15 protein-coding genes are annotated in these 14836 nt (G+C 39.6%); 1 reads left to right on the top strand and 14 read right to left on the bottom strand.

From position 1 onward, the window contains the following. Positions 1-83: 83 nt before the first annotated feature. The 9 genes from yaaA to ACTNBR_RS05730 all read right to left on the bottom strand — a co-directional run bounded on the left by yaaA (position 84) and on the right by ACTNBR_RS05730 (position 8754). Positions 84-854: a peroxide stress protein YaaA gene (gene yaaA / locus ACTNBR_RS05770; protein ID WP_427819818.1), complete on the bottom strand. Its 771-nt coding sequence runs from the start codon at positions 852-854 to the stop codon at positions 84-86. A gap of 119 nt (positions 855-973) precedes the next feature. Continuing rightward, a complete protein-coding gene (locus ACTNBR_RS05765) occupies positions 974-2005 on the bottom strand; it encodes a dihydrodipicolinate reductase (RefSeq protein ID WP_427819817.1) in 1032 nt (343 codons plus the stop codon). 117 nt (positions 2006-2122) lie between these two features. Continuing rightward, a complete protein-coding gene (locus ACTNBR_RS05760) occupies positions 2123-2965 on the bottom strand; it encodes a MerR family transcriptional regulator (RefSeq protein WP_441017014.1) in 843 nt (280 codons plus the stop codon). A gap of 101 nt (positions 2966-3066) precedes the next feature. After that, positions 3067-3870 carry an energy-coupling factor transporter transmembrane component T family protein gene (locus ACTNBR_RS05755; RefSeq protein WP_427806532.1) on the bottom strand — a complete coding sequence of 268 codons (804 nt, stop codon included), beginning with the start codon at positions 3868-3870 and terminating at the stop codon, positions 3067-3069. Next, entirely contained in the window at positions 3867-4730 is an 864-nt protein-coding gene (locus ACTNBR_RS05750; RefSeq protein ID WP_441017011.1) for an energy-coupling factor transporter ATPase, read from the bottom strand. Before ACTNBR_RS05750 ends, ACTNBR_RS05755 begins: the two co-directional genes overlap by 4 nt. Next, entirely contained in the window at positions 4727-5602 is an 876-nt protein-coding gene (locus tag ACTNBR_RS05745) for an energy-coupling factor transporter ATPase (RefSeq protein WP_427806614.1), read from the bottom strand. The genes ACTNBR_RS05750 and ACTNBR_RS05745 overlap by 4 nt, the downstream gene beginning before the upstream one ends. Positions 5603-5605: 3 nt before the next feature. Next, on the bottom strand, positions 5606-6166 hold the full coding sequence (locus ACTNBR_RS05740) for a CD3073 family putative ECF transporter S component (RefSeq protein ID WP_427806530.1): 561 nt from the start codon (positions 6164-6166) through the stop codon (positions 5606-5608). A 54-nt stretch (positions 6167-6220) separates the two neighbouring features. Beyond that, complete coding sequence (locus ACTNBR_RS05735) at positions 6221-6793, bottom strand: CD3072 family TudS-related putative desulfidase (RefSeq protein WP_427819814.1); 573 nt, start codon at positions 6791-6793, stop codon at positions 6221-6223. Positions 6794-7041: 248 nt separating this feature from the next. Continuing rightward, a complete protein-coding gene (locus ACTNBR_RS05730) occupies positions 7042-8754 on the bottom strand; it encodes a glycoside hydrolase family 65 protein (RefSeq protein WP_441042680.1) in 1713 nt (570 codons plus the stop codon). Positions 8755-8867: 113 nt separating this feature from the next. Here ACTNBR_RS05730 and ACTNBR_RS05725 point away from each other — a divergent pair, with 113 nt between their 5' ends. After that, on the top strand, positions 8868-9602 hold the full coding sequence (locus tag ACTNBR_RS05725; protein ID WP_441017005.1) for a hypothetical protein: 735 nt from the start codon (positions 8868-8870) through the stop codon (positions 9600-9602). 106 nt (positions 9603-9708) lie between these two features. On the opposite strand, the gene ACTNBR_RS05720 is transcribed toward ACTNBR_RS05725, so the two are convergent. From ACTNBR_RS05720 to ACTNBR_RS05700, 5 genes are all read right to left on the bottom strand, one after another. Continuing rightward, entirely contained in the window at positions 9709-10455 is a 747-nt protein-coding gene (locus ACTNBR_RS05720) for a DUF169 domain-containing protein (protein WP_427806525.1), read from the bottom strand. 16 nt (positions 10456-10471) lie between these two features. Beyond that, a complete protein-coding gene (locus ACTNBR_RS05715) occupies positions 10472-11278 on the bottom strand; it encodes an energy-coupling factor transporter transmembrane component T family protein (protein ID WP_441017002.1) in 807 nt (268 codons plus the stop codon). Positions 11279-11281: 3 nt separating this feature from the next. After that, a complete protein-coding gene (locus ACTNBR_RS05710; protein WP_441016999.1) occupies positions 11282-12793 on the bottom strand; it encodes an ABC transporter ATP-binding protein in 1512 nt (503 codons plus the stop codon). Further along, positions 12781-13338: an ECF transporter S component gene (locus ACTNBR_RS05705; protein ID WP_427806521.1), complete on the bottom strand. Its 558-nt coding sequence runs from the start codon at positions 13336-13338 to the stop codon at positions 12781-12783. The genes ACTNBR_RS05710 and ACTNBR_RS05705 overlap by 13 nt, the downstream gene beginning before the upstream one ends. 250 nt (positions 13339-13588) lie before the next feature. Further along, positions 13589-14686: a glycerol dehydrogenase gene (locus ACTNBR_RS05700; RefSeq protein WP_427806520.1), complete on the bottom strand. Its 1098-nt coding sequence runs from the start codon at positions 14684-14686 to the stop codon at positions 13589-13591. Positions 14687-14836 lie beyond the last annotated feature (150 nt).

The raw sequence follows: 14836 nt of genomic DNA, 5'->3' as shown, positions 1-14836 counted from the left end.
TTTTTGTATGTTCACAGTATATACAAACGCGGGCTGATTGTCAACCTGTAATTCTATAAAAGTTAACAATTGCAGAGCTTTAACTAAACTTGAATAAACATCATTTCTTTTTCTGAAGAATGTTCTTCACTATACCGGAACCCCATACCAGAAAATTGCTTCACGACATTCAGATCCTGTGCATGTTCATTCGCGAGAAAAGCGACCATCTGACCTCTTGCCATCTTCGCTTTCGTTCCTTTGGTGATCAATTTATCACCGGAATACTCTGCAAAGACGCATGTGACAAATCGGATATTTGCTTCAACAAACGGTTCCACAGCCTGACTGTATTCTTTTGATGCAAGATTCAGGATGATCGGTTCTATTCCCTCTGATACATCCTCTCTCACTTCATCCGCAATTCTCCGGTAAAGACTGTCTCCCCAGAAATCATATAAATCCTTAGCTCCGTCAATTCCAACTCTTGTCTGCATTTCCAGACGATAGGGGACGACACCGTCAGTTGCATTCAATATTCCATAAAACCCACTTAGAATTTTCAGATTCTTCTTTACATACTCCCACTGCCCGTCCGTAAAGACCTGCGGCGCCATGTTGTTGAATGCAAGTCCATTATACGAAAGGACAGCCGGTGTCAGGCCTTTTCTAAGATCCATATTCTGGTAACGCTGGAAATTCTCTTCCGTAATCTTGTCATTTGCGCGGAAGAGCTTCTTCAATTCTGCCCGGTCAAACTGTTTCATCTGACGGAGAATTCGTTCCGTGCGGTCTAGCATCACAGGGAGTGAGGTGGCTGCCATAAAATCGTGATTCTCTTTCATCTGTTTTGCAGGGGAAATGATAATCTTCATTGGTATGTATACCTGCCTTTATCTTTATCTTTCTTTTGCATTGTAACAGAATTTTGCAAAAAAATCACCACCATTTCCGAGTATAAGCTCTGATATGGTGGTGATTTTTCATTTATGGTTTATTTGTTCAAATAGAATTCCATCGGATAAGTAGGATATGCAATCTCCTCCAGCTGATCCATTGTTACCAGTCCGGACGGTGCACGTAATACAGACGGAATACGATTTACAATTGTTGCACAGGTGTGTTCAACGGTTGCCGGTTTCACAACATGAAATTCTGTATCCGGTTCGCCGGTAATCTTCCAGTCACACATATCTCCATCATCCGGTCCATAGACTTTACCAATGCACTGGGTTTCGATGACCGGTCCCTGGAATGTCTCGGTTGTTACAACTGCAGCCATTCCAATACAGTTTCCTTTCGGAATGGTATCACCCAGCGTAGATGAATACAGATCACTGTCATGGAAATACGGAACGCATTTCTGTGTCTGGCTCTTGATCGTCCATCCCATCTTGGAAGCGAGGGCTTCGTTTGAATTCCATACGTAAGAAGGTTCGATTTCTTCCGGATGAGCGATCTGCTTTTCAAATTCTTCCGGAGTCAGTCCTACTCCATGCGCTTTTGCAAGTGCAAGTCCGTAATCTTCTACATTATAACTTACAGCACCTTCAATTTTCTCAATCTTATGACACCCTCCGGCAACCATGCCTACCATATTTACCCAGAAAATATCTTCCATACCACTTCCTACAAATGTACATCCGTGTTCTTTTGCTGTTACATCAAGAAGATTTGCACGAACCGGATCAGTCGTCCAACAATAAGTAGCTTCCTCACAGGTGGAAATGACACTAATTCCTCTTTCCAGACACTTCATATAATGCGGGAAGCAGTCACTCACCAGACTGAACAAAGTCACAACCGCAATATCCGGATCCGTATTATCGAGCACTTCGTCTGCTTTATCACTGATCAAAACTCCTGTTTTGATTCCAAGTCCTGCATAATCGCCTACGTCCATTCCTACAATAGCCGGATTCGTGTCAATGGCACCTACGATCTGACAGCCTGTTTCGTAAAGATAACGAAGCGTGTATTTACTCATCTTACCACAACCATACTGAACAACTTTAATTTTTTCCATAAGAAAAACCTCCTTTGATTGATTGTTCATCACTTATTAACTTACTTACATGATATCGTCTCATGCAAGGTGAGAGTCAAGGAGGCTTCTAAAATTATTTTATTAATTATTTTTGTACTATTTTGAGAAACTTACAGGAACCTGCAGGCGCAGATACATGGACCTTTTTTCACAATCAAAAACGTTAAACTCTGTAAGCACTTCACAAATATAATCACCTGTAATTTCAAACTGCTCATCTTTACAATGTCTAAGCAGCAGCTCGGCATACTCTTTTTCTGAATCAAACTCATCCAGATAAATGCAGGCATACATATTGTTTTCTATCACTTCTGTCTGATGAATCAATGGAAAATGCTCATCTACAAATACAAAAATCTTATTGGAAATATATTGCTTCCGGATGAAATCTTCTTTTTTCATAAGAGTACCGGCATTGCAATAATAAACCGGCGGGACGTCATGATCGATCAGTTTATGTTTTAATTGCTTGAGAATTTTTTCATATGTATCGATATCATGATCATAGAAATTTACATCCGTTTCCATCGAATAGATCCGCCTGGCCGGTATATATTCCAATGTGATCGTTCCCCTGCTTGGAGATTTGCTGTATCTTTCAATACTGCCGATGGCTCGATCGATTGCATCTCGCTGGATTTTCAAATGTTCGATATCCTGTATGGTCTGTTCTCTTTTCCTGATAAGAACCGATTCAATCTTACGCAAATCTTCCGAATCCAGGACTTCCCGGATTTCCTTTAATTCCATCCCCAGTTCTTTCATATACTGAATCATGTCAAAGCGGGCGTTTTGTTTGATATCATAGTATCGGTAATGGGTTTCTGGATCGGTATAGTATGGTTTTAATAGTCCAAGCGAATCATATAATCGGAGTGTCGGGACTGTTGTGTTATTAATGTGGGCCATTTCTCCAATACTAAGATAATTTTCTCTCATAATACAGATGCTCCTTCAAACAAAATACACCGTGTTTTACTGCCTCTAACTCTCATCTTACTACAGAGTTTCAAGATTGTCCAATTGGAATCATTACTCGATCAGACGTGACAGATTCGTAAGCTGGTCATCAGAACAGCAAAGAAGAACAAAACAACATATGCAATCCTGTCCCGCTTTTGATACACCAACGGGTACATTTTAGAAGTTGGCTTATCTCCGGAATATCCTCTTGCTTCCATCGCCATCGCCAGATCAGATGATCTTCTTACTGTTGACATGAATAATGGCATCAGAAGCGTCAGCACATTTTTACACTTTTTCAAAACAGAGCATTTTTCAAATTCTACACCCCGGGCCGCCTGAGCATCCATAAGAACGTTGATCTCTTCCAGAAGAATCGGAATAAAGCGAAACGCAATCATGACGATCACCGTCATGTCATGCACCGGTATATGAAACTTCTCCAATCCAGAAAGTGCTTTTTCCAGTCCATCTGCCATCTCCTTTGGTGTTGTTGTATAGGATAACAAAGATGCACCCAGAATCATTAACGCGATTCTGGAGGTAAGGCTGATGGCTTTTATGATTCCTTCTTCCGTGATTTGAAAAATCCAGAACTTTGCTACTACATTCCCTGGTGTACAAATCAAGCGAAAGCAGAACGTAAAAATCAGCAGAATTATTATCCCCTTCAGTCCTTTCAGCATAAATGAAAGCGGAACCTTTGAAACGTGATATAATACGAAAACAATTCCAAGATATACCAGGTACAGAAGGGGGTTTTTCACCAGAAAAAGAGTAAGCACATAAACCAGTACCCCCATCAATTTTGTACGGGGATCCATGTTATGGACAACCGAGGTATTTGCATAATACTGTCCGATCGTAATATCTCGTATCATCTGCGCTCTCCTTTCCTTTTTTGAAGCACTTCGAGAATCATTTTTTCAGCCTCATCCACAGTAATAGCCGCATGTTCAATCGGAAAACCGGACAGACGAAGTTTCTCTGTAACATCTGTGATCTGAGGTACACCGATTCCAATGCTTTTCAGATAATCAATCTGGTTGAAAATCTCTCTGACCGTTCCTTGTCTTACAAGCCTGTGATCATGAAGCACAAGCACTCTATCCGCATATTCTGCCACATCCTCCATATGATGAGACACAAGAACAACTGCAATCTGCCGCTCCTTTTTGATTCTTTCTACCAGCTGGTAAATACTCCTGCGGGTCCCCGGATCCAGTCCGGCAGCAGGCTCATCCATAACAAGAATCTTCGGGTTCATCGCAAGAACACCTGCAATGGCGACACAGCGCTTCTGTCCTCCGGATAATTCAAGAGGACTTACATAGTAATAGTCCGAATCAATTCCGACCAGTTCCAGACTCTCTTTTGCCGATTTTTCCGCATCTTCGTGCGACAATCCCATATTCAGCGGGCCGAAACTGACATCCGCAAGTACCGTGTTTTTAAAAAGCTGTTGTTCGGGATATTGAAAAACAAGACCAACCTCTTTCCTCAATTTAGATAATACATATTTTTTATCGTAAATACTTTGTCCATGAAACAGAATATCTCCAGAATCAGCTTTCAAAAGTCCATTCAAATGTTTGATCAATGTTGTTTTCCCAGATCCTGAAGAGCCAATCAGGCCAATCAATTCTCCTTCTCTGATTTCAAACGAAATATCATCCAGAACCTTGCATTCATTTACAGTCTTCTTCCCATATGTAAATGTGAGATTTCTTACTTCCATCATTTTCGGATTCCCCCTTCCATATGGTTCTTTATTTTCATCATCTGTTCCAAAAACTGTTCCTCCGTCAGAACCGGAAGTTCCAGGGGAACACCGTCCTGATAGAGTCTTTGCGCAAGTTCCGTCACCTGTGGCACATCCATTTTTACGCTTCGAAGCAGCTCCAGATCCTGAAAAATCTCTGTTGGAGTTCCCTTTTTTATAATGTGTCCCTTGTCCATCACAATAATCTGATCTGCATCTACTACCTCATCCGTATGATGGGTGATCAGGATCACGGTTATTCCTTTTTGTTTATTTAATTCATGTACCACTTGTAAAACTTCTTTTCTGGATTTCGGATCAAGCATGGCTGTCGGTTCATCTAGAACAATACATTTTGGCAGACCTGCCAGAACACCGGCAATGGCAACCCGCTGCTTCTGCCCTCCCGACAACCGGAAAGGAGAGGCTTTTCTCTTTTCAAGAAGTCCGACTTCTTTCAGACTGGTTGTCACTCTTTTCTGGATCTCATTCGGTTCCAGATTCTTATTTTCCGGCCCAAACGCCACATCTTCTTCCACACTGGTTCCGATGATCTGGTTGTCCGGATTCTGAAAAACCATACCGACTTTTTCTCTAATTTCCCATAAAGCTGCTCTGTCCTCCGTTTTCTTTCCATCAATCCAGACCGTTCCTTCATCCGGTAACAGAAGCACATTCAGATGTTTGGCAAGCGTCGATTTACCGGAACCATTTGCACCTAATATTGCCACAAATTGACCGGATGGGATATCTAATGATATCCCATCCAATACTGTCTTTTTGCTTTTTTCGGTTTCGGACTCCCATACTGTATATTTGTGTATTAAGTCTTTTATCTTAATCATTCTTATTCCTTACTGCTCTTTTTTGAAATTATCCAGGAATCGCGCCGGCATTGCCTTAATCAGTGCCCAGCCGATAATACAGGTTCCAACCTTATCAATCAGGTTAGAAGCGATATTTCTCAGGAATGATGCCTGGAAAATACTCTTTCCTCCCTGTACTAATGCTGTAACTAGCATATCTGATACAGAACCGTTCAGACCACCATATACATAAATACCGATCGGTGTTCCGATTGCAGGACAGATCACACTTAATGCAAGACCTGTTACAATTGCCGGGATAATAGACCATGTGAACTTCTTGGCAACAAGACCAACGACCAGACCTACCGCCATATTTACAAGGAAGAACGGAATATCTGTAACACTGTACATAAGTCCTGTAATAATATTGCTTAATGATCCCACGATCATACCCGGAACCGGTCCAAGAATCGCTGCAGAAAGAACCGTTCCCAAAGTATCAAGGTACAGCGGAATTCCAAGTGCTGCTGTAATGATACCGAGAACGATATTCATCGCCACACACACTCCGCAAAATGCTGTTACATACACTTTTCTGTTTTTCATAGTTGTTTCTCCTTCTTTCTCATCCTATAGATGTATGTTACTGTTCTGGTTTTTTCAACAATTCTTTTTGCTTGTTTCCTTACCAGAAACGGAGTCTAACAACTGAATTGTATCTTTCATATTGTAAATCGGTACCTGAAGTTCCCGTTCTTTTAATTCTTTTTCCAGAATTTCCATCAATACTCCCGGTTCCTTCACGCCTTTACAAGTACCCACCTTAACTGAAACTTCATCCATATTTCCGGATAATTCTCCGCCCCAGTTTCCCCTGCAGGTAAGACCATAACCGCAGCTTGGGCTTCCATCCACAGATACGATTCCCAGCACCTGGTACTCATCCGGATATCTTAGATATTCCTCCAGCTGCATGAGAACCGGTTCTAACATCTTGCGGCATTCTTTACGAAAATGCGGATGATCAAACTGATCTTTTACGTGTCCCCATCTTCTTGAGCCATACAGGATGAATTCCGGGCAGGGGAGCTGCAAAAGTTGAATATCGTCTTCCATTACCTTTGTCATCAAGGTACGTCTAAGTCTGTATTCCTCTTGAAGCTCTTTTTCATCCATTGCCACTTTGGACGCAGTATTCAGAATACAATGTGATACAATTAACAGTCTTTTCATGTTATACCTCCATCTGCTCTATGCTATCACGATTCCTATAAAGAGTCCAATTGGTAATAGTAATATACACTTCCATTTATAGATAATGTCTATCAATATTTCGAAAAAAGATATAAATCCATATAGTTATGAAAAAATCTATTTCCCATTAAAAACCTTCTTCCCCTGAAATGCAAATCCATAACAACGTATATGATCTCTCTTAATTCCACGGGCAGTCAGCTTTGACATTTCATTTCTATATTTTCTTACATTTCGTGAGCAACCCCATTTATGCGCACAGCAATCGGATCACCGTCCAATTTCGTCACCTTCACATGATTATCATGATTCACAATGATCTCCAGCCAGGCACCTCGATAATGAAGCCGGAACGTAAGACACTCCCATTCTTCCGGCATCTTTGGAGAAATGCTTAGGACTCCATCTTCTTCTACCGATACACCGGCAAACCCAAAAACAACTGTCTGCCATACTCCACCGGTATTAGCCGCATGAATCCCTTCTCTCGTATTCTTTTGCAAATCCAGAAGATTGATAAATGCAGATCTTCGCAGATAGCGATACGCTTTGGAAGTATCTCCTGTTCTAAGTCCCATTATGGCGTAAATACTTGGGCTTAAGGACGATCCGTGCAGTGTGCGTTTCTCATAATAATCATAGTTTTCCTTCAACGTTTCCTTGTCGAACTCCTGCCCCATGAGATATAGAAGCATAACCACATCTGCCTGTTTGATGATTTGAGTCTGACTCTTGCTCATTTCATTCAGCTTTTTCGGCCGGATTGGCCAGTCATTCTCATCATACTCTTCAATCAGCACTTCTTCCAAATCAAAATATCCTTCAAACTGCTCCAGAAGTCTGGTCCCTTCTTTTTTTGGAAGATACAGATTCTGCTGCACCCGATCCCAGAATTCGATTTCGTCATCTGTAAGGCCGGTTTTCTGAATAAGCGAAATGTACGCTTCCCGATCTTCATTTATCATTTTACGCACAAGGGAAATGACATAACGAAGATTCCATCGTGCCAAATAATTTGTATAAACATTGTTATCAACCGGTTCATGCCATTCATCCGGTCCGGTAACCTGAAGAATATCGTAGCGGTTTTTCTCTGGTATGTAGTTATATCGGCTTGTCCAGAATCTTGCTGTTTCTGTCAGAATCTCTGCTCCTTTTGAAAACAAGAATTCCTGATCACCGGTTATTTTTGCATAGTTGTAAATTCCGTATGCAACCGCTGCCGTCACATGGTGCTCATAAACCGCCACATAGCATCGGGTACAGTTCCCGTCCGATTCGATCGTCCAGTCCGGGCATTGCTCCGTACCGTCATCTGCGGACTCCCAGGGATACTGTGCGCCCCTAAAACCATTTTTAACTGCATTTTCCCGGGCCGCATCCAGCAGATGAAATCGGTAATTCTCTAGATTTTGTGCCGTTTTCGGAAAAACAAAGGCGAAATAAGGAAGCATAAAAAGTTCTGTATCCCAGAAAGCATGTCCGCCGTACTCTTCGCCTGACAGCAGCTTGGCTCCCAAATTTACACGATCACATCGTTTATTTCCCGTACTCATCAAATGGAAAATATTGAAACGGACTGCCCGATCCAGCTCCCAGTCACCTACAATTCGTACATCTGCCTGCTGCCACATGCGCTCGTATACTTCTAAATGGCGGGAAAGTTCTGCACTATATCCCTCTTTCTCAAATCCACTCAGTTCTCTATAAACTGCTTCCTGCAGCGTTTCTTCCGGACAGCCCATTTCCGTATACATGGAAACGAATTTTACAAGTTCCACACATCTTCCTTCTTCTGCTTTAAAATCCGCAAATTCAACTGCCTGTTCTCCAAAAGCATGGAATATACGGTTACGAAGTATATTTTTTCCATCACAATACGCTTCTATAAAGCATCCGACTCCCACGTGAAAATGCCTGTTTCTGGTTTCCACCTCCATATAAATGCCACTTTCACCAGGACTCTCATTCGCGGTAATAGATGGTAAACAGACTTTCATATTTTAGGTTCTGTTCTGGATTATAGTTTTCCTGCAGGATCAGCCAATCATCAGTGCTCATCACAGAAGCAACTGCATATGATAAGTATCTTCTGTTGCAATTCAAAGGACCTGCACATTCTAAAAATGCTCCGGACATATTGAATACATTCATCAATCCTGTAATTGATTATCTAATTAGCAATCAATATACCTCAGGATGTGAGTACTGCGGAACATTCGCAGAACCTGTAGATTGTTATGAGATTAATGACAGGCCACATAATCTTTGTCAGAAATGCAAGGATGAAGTTCTGGATTCGCTCCGGCAAAATCAGCAGTCTGTCATTGCACGGAAAAGTAATCTTGTAGCCGGTCTTGTTGGAGCTTTTCTGGGTTCGCTTCTTGGCTGTATTCTGTGGGTACTGATCTATAAGCTCGGATACATTGCAGGAATAGCAGGTGCGGTCATCGGAATCTGTGCTATGAAAGGATATGAACTTCTTGGCGGACGTCTGGATAAGAAAGGGGTCATAGGTTCCGTAATTATTATGATCGTCATGATTTATTTTGCAAATAATGTTTCCTGGTCGTGGGAAATATATGATGTATTCAAGGCAGATTATGATATTACATTTTTTGATGCATACGTCAGCATGAAAGATGTTCTGATTGAATCTGATTTGATGGGAAGTTATTACGGTGATCTGATTATCGGTTATCTGCTCACTGCGGTTGCAAGCTTTAGAAATATTATGAATGCATTTAAAGTAAGTACCGGAAGCTTTACCATGAAAAAAAATAAATAGTTCCTGTTTTTTTCTGAAATTTTAAATTTTCGATAAATTAGTGAAGCGTAGATGGGGCGTCGGATATCCCGACAGCCCCATTCCATTTGATTTTGCAGATTAGTTTTTAGTAATTTGGTTTCGTTGCCACGACACCTTCCGTAATCATTTCAAACAATTCAAACGGTATTCCCACTCCCATATCATTTTCATCCCATTTACAAAGCATTCTGGTACTTGGACATAAAACACTTACATTCATTTCACCTGTAAGGTATGGAGATACTGTCAGTTCAGAACACATTCCCTGCATTGCCCCCATATCGATCATTGGTTTCTTGCCTGTGAAATACTCATAACCCTGAATCAATCGCATCGTCTGCAAACTGTTCGTCATTACAATAATAACATCCGGTGTTCTTGTGCACTCTCGAAGTGGTACAATCGCAAGCCCATATGTGGAAACAGGCATTCTATGAAGGCTCTTTATTCCTTCACGCATTCTTCTCGCTACTGCTACTGATGAATATAAATTATAAGAGAAATACTCCATACCGCTTTCAATTTTCTCTGTACTCTCCTCCAATGCAAAAGCCGTTGTTGCACCATCGCATTTATGATGCTCTAATCTACATTTTATCCCTTTCTCCTGAACAACCGCCTGCTTTACCATAACGCAATATGTAGTTGCAACAGTTGTTTCTTCAATTGGGTATTCTTCATAGTCTTCTTTTGTAAAAAGAAGCGTGATTCCAACCGGTTCTCTTTTCAAATCAATGACTTCTTTTAAAGAATCAATACACTCATTGATTCTTTCTCTTGGATATTCTTCATGTGGTAATCCATATTTTATGTTTGGATGATTGTATGGCATAGTTTATGATCCTCCTTTATTTTATTGATGCAATATTAAACTTAAATAAATCCAATTTCATCAAAATAAATGCAATTGCAGCATATATCAATACCGATACGGCTAAAAATATCCAGTCTGTTTTATCGATACAGATTTTTTTATAAAACGTACGTTCATTCTCTCTTCCTAGTCCACGGCTTTCCATTGCACAAGCTATTCGTTCTCCTCTTCTTGCAGCAACACAAAACAGGGGAAGTGCTACTCTGAAGGGGGAAGAAAATCTCGAAATAATGCCTTTATTCCACGGAATCCCCCTGATTTCTTGTGCCAAATGAATCGTGTCAACCTGAGACTGAAGTTCTGGAAGGAACCGATAGGTTGCCATTGTTGCATATCCATGAAGAATTGATATTTTACATTGCATAATCAGACTAAGTACTAAATCTCGTGGACGAGTTGTTAATACAAATCCCATAGACATTGTAACAAGTGCAAGAATTCGAAATCCCAAAGTGATTGCATGCACAATGTCTTTTTCTGTCCATTTAAGAATCCCTAAAGTTAATATGATTCCTGGTTCATTATCAAATCCTCTTAATATTAGCATTGACAGCATAAATAAAAAACTAATGACAATAAACATGAATAATCTTCTAATCAGATTGTCGATTGGAATCCTTCCACCGATCCAAATAGTAAAAAAAGCCAAGATAAACGTTAGAATCGGAAAAACCGGATAGTATGATAAACACACCAAAATCGTCATAAATGCTATCACAACTAGTTTAATCATTGGATTTCTACGATGTAAAAACGAATCTAATTCAATATAAGCAAACATATTTTATCCTCTGTTAATCTCAAAAAAATCTGACGTAGAGACATCTTTCACAATCGTTCCGTTTTTGATTTCTACTACCCTTGTCGCATATTGCTTTACCAACTGTAAGTCGTGCGTAATCATAACGATCGTTATTCCTCGTTCGAGAAGTTTCTCCATATCTTTCATAAGTTCCTGCCTATTTTCAAAGTCCTGACCATATGTAGGCTCATCTAAAAATAAAATTTCTTGATTTGTAAGCAGCATACTGGCAACACTCAATCGTCGCTTCTGTCCCTGGCTTAAAACAAATGGGCTTTTTTCCTTTTCTTCTTCCAGATGAAATTGTTCCAACATTTTTTGCACAAGTTGTTCTTTTTCTTCTTTAGAGATTTTTATTCTTTTTAGGCTGAACATCATTTCATCCCAAACAGTATTGGTGACAAATTGGTTCTCCGGATTCTGAAAAACTAAACCGATTTTGTTGTACAATTCTTTATTTTTATAAGCTTTTAATTGTTTTCCCAAAATAGACACTGTTCCACTATCCGGCGTATTCACTTTAAAAATCAATTTCATAAGAGTTGATTTTCCTACACCGTTCTCCCCTACAATAGCAAGAAGCTCATTCTTATAAATATTTAAATTAAAATCCTTTATAATGGCCTTTCCTTTTTCTTTTTTCTTTCCCGGTATAGGATAAGCAAATGCAAGATTATTGATTTCAACAATCGGGGATTCTTTTCTTATAATAGATGATTTTATTTTTATTTCAAAATCAAAAGAATTCTTTTTCTTCCAATCAAGAACTTTCGAATCACCTTTTTGACAGTTTATTTCTAAGTTTCCTTCTTTATCAAGAGCGTAAAAATAATCCACTTCATCAATGATTTCCATAATATTGTGTTCGACAATAATTACTGTAATATTTTCCTGCTTTGATAATCTTACAATAAGATCAAAAATCTGCCTTCTGCTTTCCGGATCAAGATTTGCTGTCGGCTCATCTAAAAGAAGTACTTTCGGTTTTGTAACAAGAACGGAAGCAATGGCGATCTTCTGTTTTTGACCACCAGATAAGTTGTCTAATTCCGTTTTTTCATACCCTTGCATTCCAATATATTTCAGCACTTCCTTGATTCTGGTTCCCATTTTTTCTTGTGAAACACCTAGATTTTCCATTCCAAATGCTAATTCTTCCTCTACTGTAAAAGTACAAAACTGACTTTCCGGATTCTGCATTACAAACCCAATCTTCTCACAACGATATCGCGGAAGCATATCTGTAATATTCTCATTATCCAAGAGAATCTTTCCTTCCAGTTTTCCTTCATACATGTGTGGAATTAATCCATTAATCAAATACAAAATAGAACTTTTACCGCACCCACTTGGGCCACTAATTGCATGTATTTTTCCTTCAAAAAAGGCACAAGAGAGAAACTTCCAAACTGGAAGCTTCTCTCCTTCATACGTGTAAGTCACATTTTGTAATTCAAGAATTTTTTTATTTGTTGTATTCTCTATTTTACACATGCAAATCCTTTTAATACTCCTGTTTTCTGTAATGCTGCAGCGATTATCTTAACTAAAAGAATTCCGATAACTGTTGCGCTTAACAAACGAACAACAACTACTCCGATAGCAACTGTAATTCCATAGCCCCATGGTGAATTCCAGAAAAATGTATCTCTGCATAATACCAATATTGCGGAAAGAATAGAACCAATTACCATTGTTTTAATGGATCCGTCATATTTTCCAATTGCATATGCAATTTCCATTCCGATTGCCTGCAAAAGTCCTGCCAGAACCAACTGTAAGCCATATGGACTTCCAAGTAAAAGGTTAACACCAGCCGTTACAAGGCCCCCAAAAATAGCAAACCCAGGTTTTCTTACCAGATACATAGGCACTGAAGCAGAAAGCAAATAAATACCGAACGTAAGTTCCATGAATACAGTTCCTAATACAGCAGATAGTGGCATATAAGCGTAATCGAGCAATGTATAAATTACTCCAATTACAGCAGCAACCATAGCTACAATGACAACTTCTTTTGTGTTGAATTTTTTCTCCATTCCTTTAATCTCCTTTATGATTATTTTTTGTCATAAAAAATCATATCATTACGGCACTCTATAGTCCAATTATTAATTTCTATTTATATATAGAATATATCTATATATAATCATATCTTTATGTAAAGTTACTCATAGCCACACGCCTCTGTAATGCTGAAAACAGAGAAAAAAGAGGGAGCGCAGCCCCAATATCTTTACTTAATGATATTGAATGCGCTTCCTCTCTTTTCGTCTGTATTTCTTTCAATTAATTCTTCTGCAATACCGCTCTTCCCAAAGAATCAGCCACAACAATCGCATCATAAAGCTGTGCAGGAGTAACATCTGCTACCATATTATGGATGGATTCTCCTTCCACACAAGATTTTTCTGCAATTACTTTGATTTCTTCTTTGGTAGTCACTCCAATTTCTTCCAGCGTAACCGGAAGTCCTACTTCCCGGCAAAAATCCTGTACTTCTTTGAACTCTTCTTTTGAAGCACCTTCCAGGACAAGCTGTACCAACGTTCCAAATGCAACACAATTACCATGCGGTGCACTGTGTCCTCCAAGTGCTGTTAGACCATTGTAAAATGAATGGGCTACTGCAAGTCCTCCGTTGTCAGCGCCCACACCTGACAAATATACATTTGCCTCAATAATTGCATCCAACGCAGGGGTTACTACCTGATTCTCACATGCATGTTTTGCTGCTGCTCCATATTCTTTCAATGTCTCATAACAAAGCTTGCAGAGCGCCATTGCAGATCTGGTAATTCCGCCAAATTCAAGGCTTGGCGCATCTGTTCTTTCACATGCTCTTGCTTCAAAATAAGTACCAAGTGCATCCCCCATACCTGCAACCAGGAATTTCACAGGTGCTTTTGCAATTATATCACTATCTACAATGACAGCTTCCGGATTCTTTGGATAGAACAAATAACTGTTAAACGTTTCATCATCGTTATATATTACGGAAAGTCCTGTGCAAGGAGCATCCGTTGCTACCACGGTAGGAACAATCACAACAGGTAATTTTTCATAATATGCTGTAGCTTTTGCAGTATCGATTGCTGATCCTCCACCAACACCCACAACAACATTGATTCCATTCTCTTTTACGAGTTTACGCATTCTTTCAATCTCACCGGTACTGGAAATTCCACCGAAGATTTCATAAACGCGAAGATCCTCCGTTCCATCAAAACTCTTTTCAATTTTGTCATGGCACATCTTATGCCCACTTTTTGAACAGATAAATAACCATTTATCTCCCAGTTCTTTCATCTCTTCATGAAATTTGAAAAGAGCATCTCTTCCTTGCACATATTTCTGTGGTGCACGCATCATTCTAAGTCTTGCCATTACAAATGCCTCCTCGCTTGTTAATCTTTTAACATTCTCTATTATAGTCTCATTTTTTTAAATAACAAGGTGTAAAATGTACAAAAAAGAGGGAGAAACCTGACAAGGATTGGGCAGTATAATCAAATTTTATAGTAGATTTTCTCGCTA

Origin of the sequence: Bariatricus sp. HCP28S3_F11, from assembly GCF_052065395.1 — a bacterium.
Classification (GTDB): Bacteria; Bacillota; Clostridia; order Lachnospirales; family Lachnospiraceae; genus Allocoprococcus.
The sequence above is the reverse complement of the archived record's forward strand: the minus strand, read 5'-3'. Positions and strand labels throughout refer to the sequence as shown.